Here is a 19850-nt window from a genome sequence, read left to right as displayed (position 1 = left end):
AGCGTGGGTTCCGCAGGGCGGGCTCACAGCGGAGTCCGGTGAAAGGACAACGATGTATGTGGGTGCGATCGACCAGGGCACCACATCGACGCGCTTCATGGTCTTCGACCGGCACGGTGCCGTCGTCGCCCGCCATCAGCTCGAGCACGAGCAGATCATGCCGCGCGCGGGCTGGGTCGAACACAATCCGGACGAGATCTGGGAGCGCACCCGCACAGTCGTCAAAACCGCACTCGCGCACGCGGATCTGACCGCCGTCGACCTCGCCGCCATCGGTGTCACCAATCAGCGCGAGACCACCGTGGTCTGGAACCGCCACACCGGCCGCCCCTACGGCAATGCCATCGTCTGGCAGGACACCCGCACCGACCGCGTCATCGCCGACCTCGACGCCGCCGGGCACACCGAGCTCATCCGCGCCCGCACCGGCCTGCCGCCCGCCCCGTACTTCTCCGGCGGCAAACTGCGCTGGGTCCTCGACACCGTCCCTGGCGTGCGCGCCGATGCCGAACGCGGCGACGCCCTGTTCGGCACCATGGACACCTGGCTCATCTGGAACCTGACCGGCGGCGTCCGCGGCGGCGTGCACGTCACCGATCCCACCAATGCCTCGCGCACCATGCTCATGGACCTGGAGACCCTCGACTGGGACGACGAGCTCCTGCGCGTCTTCGACATCCCACGCGTCATGCTCCCCGCCATCGCCTCCTCGGCCAACCCGGCGGGTTTCGGCAGCACCAACCCCGACGGCCCGTTCAAGGGCGTCGTCCCCATCACCGGCGTGCTCGGTGACCAGCAGGCCGCCGCCGTCGGCCAGGTGTGCTTCCGGCCCGGCGAGGCCAAGAACACCTACGGCACCGGCAATTTCCTCATGCTCAATACCGGCACCGAGATCGTGCGCTCGCGGCACGGCCTGCTCACCACGGTGGCCTACCGCTTCGGCGACGACAAACCGGTCTACGCGCTGGAGGGCTCGATCGCGGTCACCGGCTCGGCCGTGCAGTGGTTGCGCGACCAGATGGGGATCATCGCCGGGGCCGCGCAGATCGAGGACCTGGCGGGCCAGGTCAGCGATTCCGGCGGGGTCTACTTCGTGCCCGCCTTCTCCGGGCTGTTCGCCCCGTACTGGCGGCCCGACGCGCGCGGCGCCGTCGTCGGCCTCTCGCGCTACAGCAACAACGCGCACCTGGCCCGGGCCACCCTGGAATCCATCGCCTACCAGACCCGCGACGTGGTCGAGGCCATGCAGCGCGACGCGGGCGTGCGGCTGGAGACGCTGCGGGTCGACGGCGGCGTCACCGTCAACCAGCTGGCCATGCAGATCCAGGCCGACCTGCTCGGTGTCCCGGTCTCGCGGCCGGTCGTCGCCGAGACCACCGCGCTGGGCGCCGCCTACGCCGCCGGGCTGGCCGTGGGCTTCTGGGCCTCCACCGACGACCTGCTCGACAACTGGGCCGAAGACGTCCGCTGGTACCCCACCTGGTCCGACGAGCAGCGCGAACAGGGCTACGGCCGCTGGCTCAAAGCCGTCTCGCGCACCCTCGACTGGGCCGAGATCTGAACTCCGACAACCCCTTTGTCCAAGGAGAACCGCATGTCTGTACAACTGGACCGCAGCTACCGTGAGCAGGCGATCGCCGGGCTCGGCGCCGAGGAGATCGACGTGCTGGTCATCGGCGGCGGGGTGACCGGCGCGGGCGCCGCCCTCGACGCCGCCGCGCGCGGCCTGTCGGTGACTCTCGTCGAGGCCCGCGATTTCGCCGCGGGCACCTCCAGCCGCTCGTCCAAACTCATCCACGGCGGCCTGCGCTACCTCGAACAGATGGACTTCGCCCTGGTCCGCGAGGCGCTCAAAGAGCGTGGGCTGCTGCTGAACACCCTCGCCCCGCACCTGGTGCACCCGGTGCCGTTCCTGTTCCCGCTCCAGCACCGCGTGTGGGAGCGCGCCTACATCGGCGCGGGCATCGCCCTCTACGACACCCTCGGCGGCGCACGCACCGTCCCCATGCACAAGCACCTGACCCGCACCGGCGCACTGGAACTCGCCCCCGCGCTGCGCGAGGACGCCATGACCGGCGCCATCCGCTACTACGACGCCCAGGTCGACGACGCCCGGCACACCATGATGATCGCCCGCACCGCCGCCGACCACGGCGCCACGGTGCTCACCCGCACCAAGGTGGTCGGGCTGGAACGCGACGGCGACCAGGTCACCGGCGCGCGCGTGCTCGACCTGGAAACCGGCCGCGAGCACACCATCCGGGCCCGCGGCGTGATCAGCGCGACCGGCGTGTGGACCGACGACATGATCAAGCTGACCGGCGTCGAGTTCCCGTTCCACGTGCGCATGTCCAAGGGCGTGCACATCCTGGTCCCGCGCGACCGCCTCGACCTGCACACCGGGCTGATCATGCGCACCGAGAAGTCGGTGCTGTTCGTCATCCCGTGGGCCGAGCACTGGATCATCGGCACCACCGACACCGACTGGGCGCTGGACAAGAACCACCCCACCGCCACCGCCGCCGACGTGCGATACATTCTCGACCACGTCAACGGACTGCTGCGCGAGCCGCTGACCAGGGCCGATATCGTCGGCACCTACGCGGGTCTGCGCCCGCTGATGACCGGCGCGTCCAAGGAGACCGCCAAGCTCTCGCGCGAACACGCCGTCGCCGAGCCCGCGCCGGGCCTGTTCGTCATCGCCGGTGGCAAATACACCACCTACCGGGTGATGGCCGCCGACGTGGTCGACGCCGTCGCGGCCCGCCTCGGTGGCGACATCCCCGCCTCGACCACCGCCACCCTGCCCATCCTCGGTGCTGTCGGCTACACCGAGATGCTCGGCGACACCGCGGCACTCGCCGCCACCGCCGGGCTGCCGGTCGAGACCGTCGAGCACCTGCTCGGCCGCTACGGCTCGCTGACCGCCGACCTGCTCGACCTCGTCGGCACCGATCACACCCTGCGCCAACGGATTCCGGGCGCGCCCGACCACATCGCCGCGGAGATCGTCTACGCCGTCACCCACGAGGGCGCCCTGCACCTCGACGACGTCCTCACCCGCCGCACCCGCATCTCCATCGAGGTGCCCGACCGCGGCCTGGCCGCCGCCCCCGAGATCGCCCACCTGATCGCCCCGCTGCTCGGCTGGGACGCCGACACCACCAACGCCGAGATCAACCGCTACTACGACCGCGTCCACGCCGAACTCGCCGCCAACGAGGCCGCCGACGACGAGGCCGCCAATACCGCCCGCCTGGTCGCCGTGCACTGACCCGAAGCGGCACCCGGCGGCCACGGGATGACTACCGTGGACCCATGAATTCGCGCAGTGACCGCCGGGGCACCATCCTCATCACCGGCGCCAGCTCGGGCCTCGGCGCCGAGATGGCCCGCCAGTTCGCCGCTCTCGGCTACGACCTCGCCCTGTGCGCGCGCCGCACCGAGCGCCTCGACGAGCTGCGCGCGCGGATCCTGGCCGAGCATCCGGATCGGGTGGTCGCGGTGCAGGTGCTCGATGTGGTCGACGACGCGGCCGTCTTCCGCGTCTTCGAGGAGTTCGCCGCCGAATTCGGCACCATCGACCGCGTGGTGGTGAACGCGGGCCTGGGCAAGGGCGCGCCGCTGGGCACCGGCCGCCACGACGCCAATCGCGAGACCGCGACGGTGAACTTCCTCGCCGCCCTGACCCAGAGCGAGGCCGCGCTCACCCTGTTCCGTGCGCAGGGGCACGGCCACCTGGTGATGATCTCCTCGATCTCGGCCCTGCGCGGCATGCCCAAGACGCTCACCACCTACGCCGCCACCAAGGCGGGTGTGGCCGCCCTCGCCGAGGGCGTGCGCACGGAAAACATTCCCGGCGTGGATGTTTCGGTGATCTATCCCGGCTACATCCGTTCGGAGATGAACGACCGGATCAAGCATCAGCCGAAGTTCATGGTGGACACCGCCACCGGCGTGCGCGCCATGGTCGCCGCCATCGAGAAGCGCCGCGCCAAGGCCTATGTGCCCGCCTGGCCGTGGGTGCCCTTCGGCTACGCGCTGCGCGTGCTGCCCGCCCCGCTCGCGCGCAAACTGCTCTGAGCCCGTCGCGGGGAAACCCCGGCGGCACAGGGATGTATATGATTCATGCGCTGTGCTCGGGGGAAGATCTCGTAGGGAGACCCCGCGCGTCCCGATGAGGAGGGGAATCCGTGAAGACCCGTTTCGCGCTGTCCGCCACCGTGGCTGCCGCCGCCTTGCTGCTGACCGGTTGCCAGGAAGAGCTGCCGCCCGGTGGTCAGCCGGTCACACCGGCCTCGACCACCACCAGCTCGGCCGCACCGGCCACCCCGAACGCCGACGGCGTGCTGAACCCGGGTGACACCGGCAAGCTCGAGTCCGGTGTCGAGCTGACCATCCTGAAGGTGGAAGGCGACCAGGTCGAACGGCACGGCGCCGTCTCGGTGTTCACCTTCCAGCTCAACAACACCTCGTCGACGGCGCTGGACCGCTGGTCCTCGCCGAGCGTGGTCTACGGCGAGGACGGCACCGCCGCCGATTCGGTGCTGTCGCTGGACAAGAAGTACCTGTACGGCCTGGAAGGAAAGCTGCCGCCCGGCTCCAAGCAGACCATCAAGATCGCCTACGCGGTCCCGGTCGACAAGCTGAACCCGGCCGTCATCACCTCCGAAGAGCTGATCTGGCGCGGCGATTTCACCAAGCACGCCAAGAGCTGACACCACCGTGTGGGCGGACGCCGTTCGCCCACACGGCCCGCCGGTTCACACCGCGCGCAGGTGCCCGCGGCTGGCGTAGATGTGCTCGGCGATGAGGGTGGCGATCCGGTCCGGCGCTTCCAGCATCGGCACGTGGCCCACCCCGTGCACCAGGATGCGGTCCGCCGATTCGGGCAGTTCGCGCAGATAGCGGCGGGCGTAGACGCTGTTGGGGATGATCCGGTCGTACTCGGCCAGCAGCATCCGCACCGGCGGGCTCAGGGTGTCCAGATCGTCCATCGCCGGGGCGCGCAAACTGCCCAGCAGCATCGGGACGATCACCTCGCAGTGCAGCACCGCGGTGACCATGGTCGCCAGGTCGCGGCGCGGAATCGCGCTCACGTGCTTGCCGACCAGGAACCCGGCCACCTGCTGCACCAGCATGTTGTCGGCCACGAACTCGCTGAACCGCTTGCCGATCTCCACGAACGGGATCAGCGAGGCGAACTTGGCGCCGACCCGTAACTGGGTCAGCGAGGGCTGAGTCCACCCGCCCGCGGGCGCGATGATGGTGAGCGTGCGGGCCCGGCCGCGCCGCGCCAGCTCCAGCCCCACCCAGCCGCCGAGCGAATTGCCCGCGATATGGCAGGTGCGCCAACCCAATTCGTCGAGCTGGTTCTCGATCTGGTCGGCCAGCGCGTACACATCCAGCGACCAGCCCTCGACCTTCGGCCCACCCCAGTGCCCGGCGAAGGCGGGCGCGTACACCTCGCAGTGCGCCGACATCCGCCGCGCCACCTGTTCCCAGCAGTGCGGCGAGAGCATGAACCCGTGCAACAGCAGGACCGGGTCACCCGACCCGAGATGCAGCGCCGCGACGGGCGCGGGACGGGCGGTGGGCTTGGCGGTGCGTGACGTCATCGTCATCACCCCTTCCTGGACATCGGTGTCCCGGGGAGCTTTCCTGACCTGCCATTGTACGGTCGTACGGTGGCTCTGATCCTCTCGACAGTGAATGTGAACGGTGTTCGTGCCGCGGCGACCAAGGGCATGCTCGCCTGGCTCGACGCGACCGAGGCCGACATCGTGTGCCTGCAGGAGACGCGGGCGACCGACACGCAGGTGGCGACGGCGCTCGCGCCCGCCCTCGACGCCGGGTGGGTGCTCTCGCACGCCGAACCGGAGTCCAAGGGCCGCGCCGGGGTCGGCATCCTCTCGCGTCGCGCGCCCGACGCGGTGCGTGTCGGCTTCGGCAGCACCGAGTTCGCGGCATCCGGCCGCTACCTCGAGGCCGACTTCGGCGAGGTCACCGCGGCCAGCGTGTATGTGCACTCCGGCGAGGAGAACACCCCCAAACAAGACGAGAAATACCGCTTCCTGGCCGAACTCGGCACCTACCTGAAAACCCGCACCGGCGATTTCGTCGTCAGCGGCGACTGGAACATCGCCCCCGCCGAAGCCGACCTCAAGAACTGGAAGGCCAACCAGAAATCCGCGGGCTTCCTCCCCGAAGAACGCGCCTGGATCGCCGACCTCCTCGCCTCCGGCTACGTCGACGTCGTCCGCACCCTCCACCCCGACACCGCGGGCCCCTACAGCTGGTGGTCCTACCGAGGCCGAGCCTTCGACAACGACTCCGGCTGGAGAATCGATTATCAGCTGGCGCTGGGCGCCCTCCCCACCCGCGCCAAACAAGCCGTCGTCGAACGCGCCCCCGCCTACGACCAGCGCTGGTCGGACCACGCCCCGGTCACTGTGCAGTACCGGTGAGGTTCACGGCAGCGTGGTTCGAGGCTGCCACGCGGTGAGCAGATCGTCGGGGGTGAAGACGGCGGCGAGGTGATCGGTGGACGCGCCGGAGCGGCTGACCGCGATGAGCGGGAGGGCCGCATCCGTCAGGCGGAAGCGGTGGTTCTGCAGGGCCGTCAGGTCATGGGTGTCGAACGGGGAATTCTCCAACCACTTGATGGACCCGAGGAAAGCCAGCTCTTTGGCGACAGGTTCCCGGTCGGCGCCGACGATGTCGATCTCCACGTCATTGGTGCGGGTCCAATAGCCACCGATGGCCGGGACGGCGGGGATGTCCTGGGCCGGGAGGAGCCTGGCGAGGGACTCGCGGATCAACGGCTCCACCGCCCGGCCGCGCCAGCTCGTCCACCCGCGGCGGATCCGCGCGAGCGTCAAGTCGGCGCGCAGGCGATCGAGTTCGGCGAGGTGAGGGCCCAGGAACGTGAGCCAGAACCGGAGGTATGAGTCGGTGATGCGGTAGCGGCGGTCCTTCGAGGGAGTCAGCGAGATCGGTAGCTCCCCGGCTACGATTCCCTTGTCCGTCAAGAGGTTCAGCGCGCGGGACAGGCTGGTGTTGGCCAGTCCTCCGGCGGCGCGCGCGATATTGGTGAACGTCCGCTCGCCGCTGCCGATCGCGGCCAGGACCTGCCGCGCCAACGTCTGCTCCGGGTACTCGGCGGCGAGTGACAACTGCGCGGAGACGATCAACGGACTGACCGGATCCGCCAGTTCCCTGGTCAGGAAGGCCCACACATCATCGTTCGACCGCCAGCGCGCGCAGATGATGGGGAGTCCGCCGGTGACGAGGGTGGCGTCGAAGGCCGTCGCGGCATCGGCGCCGGTCATCGCCGCGACATCGGCGGGGCTGAGTGGGCCCAGCCGCATTTCGGTACCGCGCTGATGAAACGGGCGGCCGTGCGAGGTGAGCGCGGCCATCATGGCCAGATCGGATCCGATCAGGATCAACAGAACCGGTTTGCGGCACAGCTCGCGGTCCCACGCGCGTTGCAGGACACTTTCGAACGCGCCGGACTCGTCCATCAGGTAGGGCAGCTCATCGAGAACGACGACGCTGGGCTCGTCATCCGGCAGGATCCCGGCCAACTGCCGCAGGGCAGCAGTCCAGTTCGCCGGAAGGGCTTCGGCGAAGACCTCTGCCTCGGGCAGGGACGACTGCGCGACCGTGTCGGCGAACTCGATCAGCGGGTCCGTTCCAGGCCCGATCTCACTGGTGTAGAAGACATTCGGCACGCCACTACGCTGGGTGAACTCCTCGACCAACGCGGATTTGCCGATGCGACGGCGCCCGCGCAAGATCAGACAGCTCCCCGGCTTGGCGCTGCCGACCCCGTCCCGGACGCGATCGAGGGCCGTATCCAAGGTCCGCAGTTCACGCCAACGCCCGACGAAGTCCACACACCCTCCTTGGTATCATCGATGTTAGTAACATTGATGATACTACCGAGGTGCTCGTGTGGGGCCCACTCGGTGCCGTAGGTTCATCCCTCATGACGGATAGGCGCACTTCCCACGACCAGCGCTGGTCGGACCACGCCCCGGTGACGGTGCAGTACCGGTGAATCTTTCGCGTAAGACGCTCGGACTGCTTGCCGGGCTCGTTCTTGTTCTCGCCGCGCTGGGGCTCTCGTTGTTCGGGGGGACTGGGGACAACGGCACCACGACGTCGGTGACCAGTGCCTCGGCGGTCGCCGGAGGTACCACTACCGCACCCAAGCCCGGCCCACCGGCGACGAAGGTGGGTGGGAGTTCGGCGGCGCCGGTGACGAAGGTGGCCGGGGTGCCGGATCGGGCCTATGCCACGCTCGTGGAGATCGATGCGGGGCGGTGGCCGGATTCGGCGAATGCGCCGGGGACCAAGGGTGGGGAGCAGTTCATGAACCGGGGGACGAAGCTGCCGCCGAAGGATTCGGCGGGTAATCCGGTGAAGTATCAGGAGTGGGATGTCAATCCCAAGCAGCGCAATCGGTCTCGTGACGCGGAGCGCATCGTGACCGGCAGTGATGGGTCGGCCTGGTACACCGGGGACCACTACGACACCTTCACGAGGATGCGCTGATGCCGCGAATGCCGCTGTCGGAGTTCCTTGCTCGTCCCGGCGCCGAGACACCGGCGCGCGACCGTCCGGTGTTCGGTGCGCTGGCGGTGGACGCCGCCCAGTTCGGTGGGGTGCGCTATGACGCCCCCGCCGACTATCGGGTGCGGGAACTGCGCGGGCCAAAGATGCGGACCGTCGCGGCGCTGTTCGACGAGTTCGCGGCAGCCTTCCAGTTCCCGTACTACTTCGGCGCCAATAAGGACGCCTTCGACGAATGCCTGCGTGACCTCGATGATTTCGTCGGCGATGGCCCCGGCTATGTCGCGGTGATCCGCGCCGCCGCCGAGCTGCTGGCCGACGAGCCCACCGAACGCGACTGGTTCGCCGAGGCGGTGCGTGCGGCCGCGGCCTACTGGGCCCGCCGCGATGTGGCTTTCCGCGTCGTGCTGCAGGGGGAGCCGGACGCTTTCGGTGCCGTCGCTCTGAGCGATCGTCCGGCCTCGTAGTGGTGGATCGCCCGCGCTGTCGCCGGTAGCCCCACCAGCCGGTGAGGTTCTGCTCAGGAATGCGTCGGGCATCCTGCTCGACGTGTGCACGCCGATCGCGGCCGGTTATCGGCTGCGCTGGGCCAGATCGTCGCCGAGCAGGACGAACACGTCGGTGATCTGGTCGACGAGTTGCTCGCGGGTGAGGTCGAGATCGCCCGCGAGCCAGGTCGTCAGGGTCTGGGTGAGCCCACCGACCAGGTACAGCGCGCGGAAATCGACGAGGTTCTGCGCGATCTCCACCTGATAGAACCCGCTGCCCTCGGTGGCCACCAGCCGGGCGAACGCGCGCACCGTGCGGGCGGTGCGCGCCCGGAGTTCCGGGGTCGCCATGCCCGCGATCAGCGCGGCGCGCGCCTTGCGGGGATCGTCGATGAGCACCGAGGTGCCCGCGTGGATGGCGGCGTGGGCCTGGGCGCGGCTGTCGGGGGGTGCGGTGGCCAGCGCCGTGACGATCGCGGCGGTGAGCTCCTCGGCGATGCGGTCCAGGACCGCCTCCAGCACCGCGTCGCGGTGCTCGAAATTCTCGTAGTAGTAGCGCTCGTTGAGGCCCGCGCGGGCGCACAGCCCGGCCACGGTCAGCTTGGCCTGCCCGTCCTCGCCCACGAGCTCGAGCGCCGCGTCCAGCAGGGCGGTGCGGCGCTGGGCCTTGCGCTGGGCCGCCGAAACGCCGCCATAGGTCCGTTGAGCTGTCACGGCATCCATTCTGCGTCCTGTCGGCGGAAATAGATCTCTGGTAGAGACCCTTGCCAGATTATCAAATCTGGGGGATTCTATTGCCAGATGCACTCAACGAGGAGGCGCAGCATGGCCGCACGGCAGGGCGAACCCGGATATTTCGCCGACGATTCGATGATCCGCAGGGTGATGAGCAAACGGGCGGTGGGGCTCACCTACGGCGTGCGCGCGCTGGTGATCGGCGCGGTCCACCCGCTGCTGTTCGTCGGCACCAGCGAGAACACCGCGCACCGGGCCACCCCGTACACCCGCCTGGCCATCACGGGCGCGATGTTCGAGGCGGTGTTCCTCGGCAGCAAGGCCGAGGCCGACCGGGCGCTGGCCTTCACCCGCCGCAAGCACCAGCCGGTGGTCGGCACCCTGCCCGAGGACGCGGGCGCCCACCACCCGGCGGGCACCGCCTACGCGGCCCACGACCCGCACCTGATGTTCATGACCATGGCCTTCACCTTCGACTCGGCCGAGGCCATGTACGACCGGCTGGTCCGCGAACTCACCCCCACCGAACGCGAGGACCTCTACCAGGACTACGTCCGCTGGGGTGAGCTGTTCGGCATGCCGCGCGAGGCCGCCCCCGGCGACTACCCGGCCTTCCGTAAGTATTTCGACGACTACCTGGACTCCGACGAGCTGTTCCTCACCGACGAGGCGCGCCTGGTGGGTTCCTATCTCGCGGGCAGCCGCAAGGCCTACCGGCTGGCCCCGCCCGCCGAACAGGTCGGCGCGGCGCTGTACTCGCTGGTCCAGGGCAGCCTGCCGCCGCGGATCCGGCGGATGTACGGCATCGAGTGGGGGTTCGCCGACGAACTCGCCCACCGCGCGCTGTGCCGCAGCCTGCGCACCGCGCACCGCACCCCGCCGATGGCTCCGCGCGTGCTCGCCGGGGCGCTGGCCGGGCCGTCGACTCCGTCCTATCAGCTGCTGGCCCGGCGCGAACAGCGCAATGTCCGGGCGGGCAGGGCGAGCATGCCGGGCGTCGATCCGCGCAACTGGGTGCAGCGCAATCTCGCGGTGTGACCGGCGGGCGCGGAGGCGGTAGCGCAGCGTGACCACGCAGCGCCCTCGGGAGCACCGCCGGACAAAACAGTTTGATGGGCATGGAAAGATCTGGTCTATGTCCAGTCCTGCCCCGGCCGCGACGGCCGAACGCAAGCAGCGGGTGCTGTCGGGCATCCAGCCCACCAGCGACTCCTTCCACCTCGGCAACTACCTGGGTGCGCTGCAGTACTGGGTGACCATGCAGGACGACTACGACGCGCTGTATTTCATCCCCGACATGCACGCGATCACCGTCAGCCAGGACCCCAAGGCGCTGCGCGCGCGCACCAAGTCCGCCGCCGCCCAGCTGCTCGCGCTCGGCATCGACCCGGCCAAGTCCACCCTGTTCGTGCAGAGCCAGGTGCCCGAGCACGCGGAGCTGTCGTGGGTGCTCAGCTGCATCACCGGTTTCGGTGAGGCCAGCCGGATGACCCAGTTCAAGGACAAGTCGGTCAAGCAGGGCGCCGAGAACGCGACGGTCGGCCTGTTCACCTACCCGGTGCTGATGGCCGCCGACATCCTGCTCTACCGCCCGCACCAGGTGCCGGTCGGCGAGGACCAGCGCCAGCACCTGGAGCTGACCCGAAACCTGGCCCAGCGCTTCAACACCCGCTTCAAGAAGACCTTCGTCGTGCCCGAGCCGCACATCGTCAAGGGCACGGCGAAGATCTTCGACCTGCAGGACCCCACCGCCAAGATGAGCAAGTCCGCCTCCACCGACGCGGGCCTGATCAACCTGCTCGACGACCCGAAGGTGACCGCCAAGAAGGTGCGTTCGGCCGTCACCGACACCGAGCGCGAGATCCGCTACGACCCGGAGCACAAGGCGGGCGTGAGCAACCTGCTGGTGATCCTGAGCTCGCTGACCGCCACCCCGATCGTGAACCTCGAGGAGAATTTCGCGGGCAAGGGTTACGGTGATCTCAAGGCCGAGGTGGCCGACGCGCTGGTCGAATTCGTGACACCCGTGCAGAAGAAGGTGCAGGAGTACCTGGCCGATCAGGCCGAGCTGGACCGGATCCTGGCCGCGGGTGCCGAGCGGGCACGCGAGATCGCAGGCAACACACTGGCTCAGGTGTACGACCGGGTGGGCTTCCTGGCTCGCTGACCCGGCGCCCCTGGGGTTTTCGGCTGAAGGGGCGCGTGGCATGCAGATCGTCGAGAACATCTCGGCCGCTGTCGAGAAGCAGATCGGGCGCAGGCCCTGGCTGGATCATCTGGTCAGGGCCGGTGGCCGCTTCAAGGACAGCCGGGGTGACTTCTTCGCCGCTGGCATCACGTATTTCACTGTGCTGTCGCTGTTTCCGCTGCTCATGGTCGCGTTCTCGGCGGCCGGTTTCGTGCTGGCCGGGCATCCGGAGTGGCTCGCGGAGCTGCAGGAGAAGGTCGTCGAGCTGGTGCCGGGTTCCTTCGGCGAGCAGATCAACGACCTGATCGACCAGGCCATCAAGTCCAGGGGCACCGTCGGTGTGCTGGGTCTGCTGGTGGGTCTCTACACCGGTCTCGGGTGGATGTCGAATGTGCGGGCCGCGCTCACCGAGCAATGGGCCAGCAAGAGCCCGGACAAGCCGTGGTGGCTGGCCAAGCTGTCGGATCTGGGCGCGCTGATCGGGCTGGGGCTGGCCTTCGTGGTGTCGCTTGGCCTGTCGGCGGTGGGCGCGAGCGGGCTGGGCAGGCGGCTGCTGGAGAGCATGGGCCTGGACCATCTGCCCGGGGCGACGGTGCTGCTGTCGCTGCTGTCGATCGCGCTCGGCTGGCTGGCGTCCTGGGCTGTGTTCGCCTGGATGATCGCCCGGTTGCCGCGCGAGCCGGTCTCGCTGCGCAGCGCGGCCAGGGCGGCGGCGCTGGCGGCCGTGGCGTTCGAGGTGTTCAAGGTGGTCGCGGCGATCTATCTGCGGATGGTGATGTCGAGCCCGGCCGGGGCGACCTTCGGCTCGATCATCGGTCTGATGGTGTTCAGCTACACCACCTACCGGATCCTGCTGTTCGCCACCGCGTGGGCGGCGACCTCCGCCGACAACGAACACGCCGCGACCGTCGCGCCGCCGAACCCCGTGGTGATCAAGCCGCGCGTGGTCGACCACGGTGTGTCGACCGGTGCGGGCGCGGCCTACTTCGGGGCCGGTGCGGTGGCCGCGCTGGCGCTGATGCTGGTGGGCAAGCGCCGGTAGTCCCGGCCGAGCCGCGATTCAGCGGCCGCGGCGCATCATCCGGCGGCCCCACAGCAGCAGCCCGACCGCCACCAGCGGGATGGCGAGCAGGGTGGCAACCCGCGCGCCCTGATGCGCCGGTTGCTCGGACGCGACCTGGGTGCTGTCGGCGCGCGGTGGGGGCGAGGCCAGCGGCACGGTGGGTTGCACTGCCTCGCTGCCGGTTTCGGGGAGCTTGCCGACGCGGGCGGCGCTGTCGAGGGCGAAGCCGTAGTCCAGCAGCCGGGCCGCCTGCACCCACGGCCGCTCCGGGAGCACGTCGGCCTTGAGCAGGGTCACCACGAGGCGGTGGCCGTCGCGTTCGGCGGCCGCGACGAAGGTCTGGCGGGCGTCGTCGGTGAAGCCGGTCTTGCCGCCGATCGCGCCCGCGTAGTTGTAGAGCAACTGGTTGTCGTTGGCGATGGGGAAGCCGGGGTGATCCTCGTCGCCGGGGATCTTCGGGTTGGCCGGGTAGCCGGGGAAGTCGACCTGTTCGGTGTGGATGAGCTCGGCGAACAGCGGGATGTTCATCGCCTCGCGGAACAGTACCGACAGGTCGTAGGCCGAGGTACTCATGCCGGGACCGTCCAGGCCCGACGGGGTGGCGGCGCGAGTGTCCATGGCGCGCAACGATTTCGCCACCGCGTTCATCTTCGCCACGGTGGCCTCGTCGCCGCCGAGCTGGGCGGCGATGGCGTGCGCGGCGTCGTTGCCCGAGCACATGATCAGGGCCTGCATGAGCTGGCGGTTGGTGTAGCGGCCGCCGGGCCCGATGCCGACGCGGGTGCCGTCGACATCGGCGTCGGCCTGGGTGCCGACCACCACGTCGTCCAGGTCGAGGGTGCGTAGCGCGACGATGGCCAGCGCCACCTTGATGGTGGAGGCGGGCCGGTAGCGGCCGTGCGGGTCCTTGGCGGCCAGTACGCGGCCGGTGTCGAGGTCGGAGACCATCCACGAGGTCGCGGAGATGTCGGCGGGCAGCGCGGGCGCGCCCGTCGGCAGCACCACTCCGCATTCGCCGAGCCGCTCGCCACCGATGGCGGGGGAGGGGACCGGCAGCGGGCTCGGTGTCGGCTCGCCCGGCGCGGGCACCTCGGAGGTGTCGATCGGCGGGGGCGGCAGCGTGCGCTGCGGGCAGCTGTCGGTGTTCGGGGTGGTGAACGGGGGTGTGGTGGTGGTGCTCGACCCGGTGGTGGGCGGGTCGTAGGGCTCGATCGGCGGGATGGCCAGGGCGGGCGCCGCGAGGGCGGCGACCGCGGCGAACGCGCCGAGCATGCAGGCGGCGCGCACGCCGAAGTCACGGATCTTCATCACCTCGCAGCCTAGCGAGCGCACGCGGCGGGACAACACGAGGTATTGACAGTCCATATCAAATGAGAGTTACTATCAAAAAGTAGTAACTGTCACTGCTGGAGGAGATATGCGGACCGAGGACACCCGTCGCTCTGGGTCACCTCGACCGCCATCGGCCTGCCGCTGGGGCCGATAGTGGGTGGCTGGCTGCTCCAGCACTACTGGTGGGGTTCGGTGTTCCTGATCAATGTGCCGCTGGTGATCGTCGGCGCGCTCGCGGTGGCGACACTGGTCCCGGAATCCCACGGCGACAACGGTTTCCGCGTCGACCTGCCAGGTGCGGCGCTCTCGGCGGTCGGCATGCTGGGGCTCACCTACGGTTTCATCCGGATCGGCGAGCAGGGCTGGGGTGAACCGCTCGCCTGGGTGTGCGTGGGCGCGGGAGTGGCGCTCCTGGCGGCGTTCCTGGCCTGGCAGCGCCGCACCGCGCAGCCGCTGATCGATCTCGCGCTGTTCGCCGCACCCGGATTCCGCTGGGGCACCGCGTTTTCCATACTGGTGAACTTCGCGATGTTCGGCATGTTCTTCACCGTGCCGCAGTACTTCCAGGCCGTGCTCGGGGTCGACGCGCTGGGCAGCGGCTTGCGGCTGCTGCCGATGATCGGGGGCGTGGTGCTCGGCAGCAGGCTCGTCGACGTGCTGCTGCCCCGGCTCGGCGTGCGCGCGGTGCTGGTGAGTGGATTCCTGGTGCTCGCGGCCGGTCTGGGCCTCGGGGCGCTGACCACCGTCGGCTCCGGATACGGTCTCACCGCCCTGTGGATCACGGTGCTCGGCGCGGGCATGGGCCTGGTGATGCCCGCCGCGATGGGCCTGGCCATGGGAGACCTCGACGCGAGCCGGGCAGGCGCGGGTTCGGCACTGCTGCAAGCACTTCGGCAGGCTGGTGGCACCATCGGCGTCGCCGTGCTCGGTACGGTGCTGGCCACCCGGTACCGGGCCGAGCTCGGGGCGCTGGACCGGGAGCCGATCGCCGACGGCGTCAATGCGGGGGTGGCCGCCACCCACGGTGACCCGGCCCAGCTGGCCCAGGTGCAGCACGCCTTCGTCGCCGGGATGGACACCATGCTCGGCGTGTGCGCGGTGCTGTGCGCGCTGGCGGCGCTGGGGGCGGTGTTCGTCCTCGGGCGCGCGACACCGGTCGCGGCGGGGAATGCGGCAGAATCGGTACATGCCGGTTGACATGTCACTTCGCGCGCGGAAGAAGGAACGCACCCGCCGAACCATCCGGCTCGCGGCGTTCCGGCTCTTCCGCGAACAGGGCTACACCGAGACCACGGTCGAGCAGATCGCCGCGGCCGCGGAGGTCTCGCCGAGTACCTTCTTCCGCTACTTCCCGACCAAGGAACAGCTGGTCCTCGCCGACGACCAGGACCCGCTGATGATCGAGGCGCTGGCGGCGCAGCCCCGCGGCCAGCACCCCATCACCGCCTTCCGCAAGGCGGCCGAGCAGGTCTTCGCGGGGCTGTCCCCGGCGGAAATGGCCTTCGAGCAGGAACGTCAGGCGCTGCTCTATCACGTGCCGGAGCTGCGCTCGGCGATCGGCCGGGAATTCCAGCGCAGCATCGAACTCGCGGCCGATCTACTGGCCGACTACACCGGCAGGCCCGTCGACGACTTCGAGGTGCGGGTGGCGGCGGGCGCGATGATCGGGATGATGCTCTCGGTGGCCACCACCACGCCGGTCAATGCCGAGAATGTCGGCCGGGCGCTGGAGCTGCTGCGGGCGGGGCTGCCGTTCGGCGCGCCCACGGACGCACCGAACGGCACCGGCGCCTAGTTCTTGCCGTGCTGCACGGGGCAGCCGTGCGCCAGCGGGCCGAGCAGCTGGTTGTTGTCGTAGAAGTGCTCGAGCTCGACGATGCGCAGGTCCTCGCTGACGCGCGCGATGGTCACACCGAACATCTCGATCTGCTCGCCGGTGGGCTGGTGGCCCTTGTACTCACCCTCGTACCTGCCCCAGTGCCGCCAGCGGAAGCTCACCGTCGGCGGGCCCGACAGCACCTCGAGGACCTCCCAGAAGAAGCCGCCCGGGAAGGCGGTGTGGAAGATCTTGTGCGAGGACTCGAAGGTCTCGTTGGCCGACTCGTAGTAGGGGTTGTCGCCGATGAGGATGTTGTAGCTGCCGATCCGGGCGAACTCCTCGGCGTCCTGCCACACCCCGCCGTTGACCCGGCCGCGGTACTGCTCGGCGACGACCGAGAGCCAGGTGGCCGGGTCGGCCTTGTGCGAGACCTCCATCTCGAAGACCTTCACCAGATCCTCGACGATGGCCTCGAGCGAACCGGGCGCGTGCTCGGCGACGCGCTCGCGCGGGATCACCTCGTGGCTGAGTTCGTAGTCGGGAACGTTGCCGCGCCACTGGTCCGGTGTCGCCGCGGCGATCACCGCTTCCCGGCCCTGCAACCACAGCGGAGCCTCGGGCTCCGGGGCGGGTTCGGAGGCATGCGTATCGGTCACGTCCACAGTCATTTTCGGTCTACCCGACCCTTTCACAAAGCTTGAAGAACCGGTCGAAAGTAACAGCCGAACGGCCCGCCATGCCTGCCGGGTCTCATCATGTGAGAAACGAAAAATGCTGAACTGTGTTCTGTACCAAGGTATTCGGTGTTTGCTATGACACCGGGTGCGGATGGTGCCCGAGCCGGGCCGGTGTCTCGTCGTCCATTGTCGCGAAGAATTCGCCGAGCACGTCCTCGAGCTGGGTCACCGATTCCGCGCAGAACAGCACCGGCTGGTAATGGGTGATGTCGTAGCTGATGGTGCCCATCGCCGCCACGTCGAGCGGGCGTAGCTGCGCGCGCCGGAATTCGTCGATCTCACCGTAGGAGGACAGCAATCCCGCGCCGTAGCAGCGAATTTCCCCGGCCTCGCGCACCACGCCGAATTCCAGCGAGAACCAGAACACATCGGCCAGGAATTTCAGCGCGGTGTCGGTGCCGAGCCTGCCCACCGCGGCGCCGACCGTTTCGTAGAGCGCCGCGAAACGCGGGCTCGCGATCTGGGTGGCATGGCCGATGATCTCGTGGATCGCGTCGGGTTCCGGGGTGTAGAGCGGCGCCGAATGGTGCCGGATGTACTGGGTGGAATGGAAGGTCCGCTCGGCGAAGGAGCCGAAGAACTCGCGCAGCGGGACCAGTCCGGCGGCGGGCACGTAGCGGAAGCCGGTCAGCGGGGCGAGCAGAGCGGAGACCTCGTCGAGCTGGGGGATGTGATCGCGCGGCAGGGCCAGCCGGTCGGCGGCCTCGCGCACCTCGGCGCAGGCGTAGACGGCGTGCTTGGCGGCGAGTTCGGCCGCGGCGATCCGCCACACCCGCTGCTCGTCGTCGGTGTAATCGATGTGCGGGGTGGGGCCGTCCGGGGTGTAGTCGAGGGCGAGCGCGGCGATGGCATTGCGGCGCGCGCGGTACTCCTGATCGCCGACGCCGGGATGGTCGGCGCTCAGGTGCACGGTCACATCGCCGTCACGCTCGCGCGTCACCGGCGAGTACAGCTGTGCCTCGGTGAACATGCTTCCAGGCAAGCACCGCGCGGCGGCAGCGACAACACCGACGCGCACAACTGCGCAAACTGCACAGTTCCGGCGCTACCGGTGCCGTGATTCCGGCGGTAACCAGCGATTTCCGCCCGCTGTCAGAGGGTTGCGCGGTGGGTGCGGCCGGTTTGCTGTGTGCTGTTGCGAAGGCCGGATTCGGTAACGACGCGGTGAATCCGCGCACGCGCGGGCGGTCCATCACGCAAGATTGCGTTCGTAGGCGAGGAGGATGTGTGCGAACCCTGCGGATAGATCTGGACCAGCAGCTGCTGGCCGCTGCTGCCGACATCATGGGCACAGGTGACAGCAACGCGACTGTCAACGAGGCCTTGCGCCGCATCGTGGTGCACGAACGTCAGCTACGCAACCTCGAACGCCTGATGGCTGATTCGATCTTCACCACCGAGCAGACCGCATAACCCCGGTCGCTGGGCGGTAGCTCGAATCTGTCGGTGGGTGCTGGGAGGATCGGCGTCGTCACCGATCCGCAGGGGGGAACCGATGTCGGTACCGATCGCCGATCTGCCCGTCGCCCAGCGTCCGCGCGAGCGATTGCTCATGCTCGGCCCGCACGCGCTCAGCGACGGCGAACTGCTCGCGCTGCTGCTCTGCCAGGGCACCCGCGGCCTTTCCGCGCTGGAACTGGCCGCCCAGCTGCTCGGTGAGTACGGCGGTCTCGCCGAGCTGGCCGCTGCCAGACCGGAGGAACTCGCGCGCCGGGCGGGTATCGGCCCCGCCAAGGCCGCCACCGTCATCGCGGCCTTCCACCTGGGGACCCGCTCCCGCACCACCGGGACCGTGCCTCGCCTGAGCACCCCCGCCGATGTCGCCAACGTCGCCGTTCCGCTGTTCGCGGGCGCCCGCGTCGAACGGCTGCTGGTGCTGATCTGCGATACCCAGCATCGCCTGCGCCACCGCGCCTTCGTCGCCGAGGGCGCCATCGACCACGTCGCCGTGCCCGTCCGCGAGATCCTCAATACCGTCCTGCGCCACGACGGCCGCGCCTTCGCCGTCGTCCACAACCACCCCTCCGGCGATCCCACCCCCAGCCCGGACGACCGCCGCGCCAGCACCCTGCTCCACCAGGCCGCCGCCACCGTCGGCCTGCGCTATCTCGACCACATCGTCATCGCGGGCGAGAGCTGGGCCACCGCACCGCCATTGGACTAGGCGGGGCGGTCGAAACCCGCGGTGCGGGCGAGGTCGGCGAGCATGGCGTCGAACATGATCTCGGGGGAGGCGAGGGGGATGGGGTAGTTGCCGAAGACTTCCAGGGTGACGTGGCCGAAGAGACGGGCCCAGGTCTGGACCATGAGATAGGTGGTGCCGAGGTCGAGTTTCTCGGCGGGGAATTTCTGGCCGGTCTCGGAGAGCACGGCCAGCAGTTCGGTCTGGAAGCCGGTGAGGTCGTCGCGGAGTTCGGGCGGGATGGTATCGCCCGGTGGGGTGGCGATGTCGAAACCCGCGAGCAGGCGGCCCGCGGCGGCGAGGAAGACGCGGCCGAAGGGCTCGTCGAAGCGGCGCATCATGGTGCGCTGATCGGAGGGGGTGGCGAAGACCAGGGTGAATTCGCGCGGGTGGGCCAGCGACCAGCGGCGGAAGCCCCGGCAGACGGCGAGGAACCGCACCGCGCTGTCGTCGGGGAGCTGGTCGATCTCGGCGGACAGGTGCGCGGCCAGTTCGGCGCAGAACTCCAGCCGCAGCCGCTCGACCAGCTCGTCGCGCGAGGCGTAGTGCCGGTAGAGGGCGGGGGCGGTGACGCCGAGTTCGCGGGCGATGGCGCGCAGCGTGACGCCGTCCGGGCCGTGTGCCGACAGCAGTGCCCGCGCGACGCGCCGGATATCGGGGTCGGTCACCGTCGGCGCCCGGCCCCTGGTCCGTCCTCGCTCGTCGGTCAACCGACCCCTCCCTCGA

General features: G+C 69.4%; 20 protein-coding genes and 1 pseudogene. 14 read left to right on the top strand and 7 right to left on the bottom strand.

Going from position 1 to position 19850, the window contains the following annotated elements:
• Positions 1-52: 52 nt before the first annotated feature.
• The 4 genes from glpK to WA675_RS15710 all read left to right on the top strand — a co-directional run bounded on the left by glpK (position 53) and on the right by WA675_RS15710 (position 4718).
• Positions 53-1561, top strand: coding sequence for a glycerol kinase GlpK (gene glpK, locus WA675_RS15725; protein WP_336085182.1), 1509 nt, complete (start codon positions 53-55; stop codon positions 1559-1561).
• A gap of 33 nt (positions 1562-1594) precedes the next feature.
• Positions 1595-3274, top strand: a complete 1680-nt coding sequence (gene glpD / locus WA675_RS15720) for a glycerol-3-phosphate dehydrogenase (protein WP_336085181.1) — start codon at positions 1595-1597, stop codon at positions 3272-3274.
• 44 nt (positions 3275-3318) lie between these two features.
• Positions 3319-4083, top strand: a complete 765-nt coding sequence (locus WA675_RS15715) for an SDR family oxidoreductase (RefSeq protein ID WP_336085180.1) — start codon at positions 3319-3321, stop codon at positions 4081-4083.
• Positions 4084-4193: 110 nt separating this feature from the next.
• Positions 4194-4718, top strand: coding sequence for a hypothetical protein (locus tag WA675_RS15710; protein WP_336085179.1), 525 nt, complete (start codon positions 4194-4196; stop codon positions 4716-4718).
• Between the two features lie 45 nt (positions 4719-4763).
• Here the strand turns inward: WA675_RS15710 and WA675_RS15705 are convergent, their stop codons facing one another.
• The gene (locus WA675_RS15705) at positions 4764-5618 is read right to left on the bottom strand and encodes an alpha/beta fold hydrolase (RefSeq protein WP_442945640.1); all 855 of its coding nucleotides are present in this window, start codon (positions 5616-5618) and stop codon (positions 4764-4766) included.
• Between the two features lie 69 nt (positions 5619-5687).
• On the opposite strand from WA675_RS15705, the gene WA675_RS15700 reads away from it, so the two are divergent.
• A complete protein-coding gene (locus WA675_RS15700) occupies positions 5688-6467 on the top strand; it encodes an exodeoxyribonuclease III (RefSeq protein WP_336085177.1) in 780 nt (259 codons plus the stop codon).
• A gap of 3 nt (positions 6468-6470) precedes the next feature.
• Here WA675_RS15700 and WA675_RS15695 read toward each other — a convergent pair whose 3' ends face one another.
• A complete protein-coding gene (locus WA675_RS15695; RefSeq protein WP_336085176.1) occupies positions 6471-7901 on the bottom strand; it encodes an ATP-binding protein in 1431 nt (476 codons plus the stop codon).
• A 160-nt stretch (positions 7902-8061) separates the two neighbouring features.
• Between WA675_RS15695 and WA675_RS15690 the strand changes: the two genes are divergently transcribed.
• Both WA675_RS15690 and WA675_RS15685 read left to right on the top strand, forming a co-directional pair.
• Positions 8062-8562 (top strand): ribonuclease domain-containing protein, encoded by a 501-nt coding sequence (locus tag WA675_RS15690; RefSeq protein WP_336085175.1) that lies wholly within the window; start codon positions 8062-8064, stop codon positions 8560-8562.
• The gene (locus tag WA675_RS15685) at positions 8562-9047 is read left to right on the top strand and encodes a barstar family protein (RefSeq protein WP_336085174.1); all 486 of its coding nucleotides are present in this window, start codon (positions 8562-8564) and stop codon (positions 9045-9047) included. The genes WA675_RS15690 and WA675_RS15685 overlap by 1 nt, the downstream gene beginning before the upstream one ends.
• 105 nt (positions 9048-9152) lie before the next feature.
• Here the strand turns inward: WA675_RS15685 and WA675_RS15680 are convergent, their stop codons facing one another.
• Complete coding sequence (locus tag WA675_RS15680; RefSeq protein WP_336085173.1) at positions 9153-9791, bottom strand: TetR/AcrR family transcriptional regulator; 639 nt, start codon at positions 9789-9791, stop codon at positions 9153-9155.
• 102 nt (positions 9792-9893) lie between these two features.
• On the opposite strand from WA675_RS15680, the gene WA675_RS15675 reads away from it, so the two are divergent.
• From WA675_RS15675 to yhjD, 3 genes are all read left to right on the top strand, one after another.
• The gene (locus WA675_RS15675) at positions 9894-10841 is read left to right on the top strand and encodes an oxygenase MpaB family protein (protein WP_336085172.1); all 948 of its coding nucleotides are present in this window, start codon (positions 9894-9896) and stop codon (positions 10839-10841) included.
• 97 nt (positions 10842-10938) lie between these two features.
• Positions 10939-11970 (top strand): tryptophan--tRNA ligase, encoded by a 1032-nt coding sequence (gene trpS, locus WA675_RS15670; RefSeq protein WP_336085171.1) that lies wholly within the window; start codon positions 10939-10941, stop codon positions 11968-11970.
• A gap of 40 nt (positions 11971-12010) precedes the next feature.
• Positions 12011-13033 carry an inner membrane protein YhjD gene (gene yhjD / locus WA675_RS15665; protein ID WP_336085170.1) on the top strand — a complete coding sequence of 341 codons (1023 nt, stop codon included), beginning with the start codon at positions 12011-12013 and terminating at the stop codon, positions 13031-13033.
• An 18-nt stretch (positions 13034-13051) separates the two neighbouring features.
• Here yhjD and WA675_RS15660 read toward each other — a convergent pair whose 3' ends face one another.
• On the bottom strand, positions 13052-14362 hold the full coding sequence (locus WA675_RS15660) for a D-alanyl-D-alanine carboxypeptidase family protein (protein WP_336085169.1): 1311 nt from the start codon (positions 14360-14362) through the stop codon (positions 13052-13054).
• A gap of 141 nt (positions 14363-14503) precedes the next feature.
• On the opposite strand from WA675_RS15660, the pseudogene WA675_RS15655 reads away from it, so the two are divergent.
• Together WA675_RS15655 and WA675_RS15650 are read left to right on the top strand one after the other, a co-directional pair.
• Positions 14504-15583, top strand: a pseudogene (locus tag WA675_RS15655) (MFS transporter); the annotation flags it as partial.
• Positions 15573-16181 (top strand): TetR family transcriptional regulator, encoded by a 609-nt coding sequence (locus WA675_RS15650; RefSeq protein ID WP_336085168.1) that lies wholly within the window; start codon positions 15573-15575, stop codon positions 16179-16181. The pseudogene WA675_RS15655 and the gene WA675_RS15650, both read left to right, overlap by 11 nt.
• Here WA675_RS15650 and WA675_RS15645 read toward each other — a convergent pair.
• Together WA675_RS15645 and WA675_RS15640 are read right to left on the bottom strand one after the other, a co-directional pair.
• Positions 16178-16861 (bottom strand): ester cyclase, encoded by a 684-nt coding sequence (locus tag WA675_RS15645; RefSeq protein ID WP_336085167.1) that lies wholly within the window; start codon positions 16859-16861, stop codon positions 16178-16180. The two genes, WA675_RS15650 and WA675_RS15645, sit on opposite strands and share 4 nt — an antisense overlap.
• Positions 16862-17015: 154 nt before the next feature.
• On the bottom strand, positions 17016-17912 hold the full coding sequence (locus WA675_RS15640) for a phenylalanine 4-monooxygenase (protein ID WP_336085166.1): 897 nt from the start codon (positions 17910-17912) through the stop codon (positions 17016-17018).
• 257 nt (positions 17913-18169) lie between these two features.
• On the opposite strand from WA675_RS15640, the gene WA675_RS15635 reads away from it, so the two are divergent.
• Both WA675_RS15635 and WA675_RS15630 read left to right on the top strand, forming a co-directional pair.
• A complete protein-coding gene (locus tag WA675_RS15635) occupies positions 18170-18355 on the top strand; it encodes a type II toxin-antitoxin system VapB family antitoxin (protein WP_336085165.1) in 186 nt (61 codons plus the stop codon).
• Between the two features lie 82 nt (positions 18356-18437).
• Complete coding sequence (locus WA675_RS15630) at positions 18438-19106, top strand: JAB domain-containing protein (protein ID WP_336085164.1); 669 nt, start codon at positions 18438-18440, stop codon at positions 19104-19106.
• On the opposite strand, the gene WA675_RS15625 is transcribed toward WA675_RS15630, so the two are convergent.
• Entirely contained in the window at positions 19103-19834 is a 732-nt protein-coding gene (locus WA675_RS15625) for a TetR/AcrR family transcriptional regulator (protein ID WP_336085163.1), read from the bottom strand. The two genes, WA675_RS15630 and WA675_RS15625, sit on opposite strands and share 4 nt — an antisense overlap.
• Positions 19835-19850: the final 16 nt, after the last annotated feature.

Origin of the sequence: Nocardia sp. SSK8, from assembly GCF_037034205.1 — a bacterium.
In the GTDB taxonomy this organism is placed as follows: domain Bacteria; phylum Actinomycetota; class Actinomycetes; order Mycobacteriales; family Mycobacteriaceae; genus Nocardia.
Note: the sequence above shows the minus strand (reverse complement) of the source record. Positions and strands in the feature narration are given on the sequence as shown.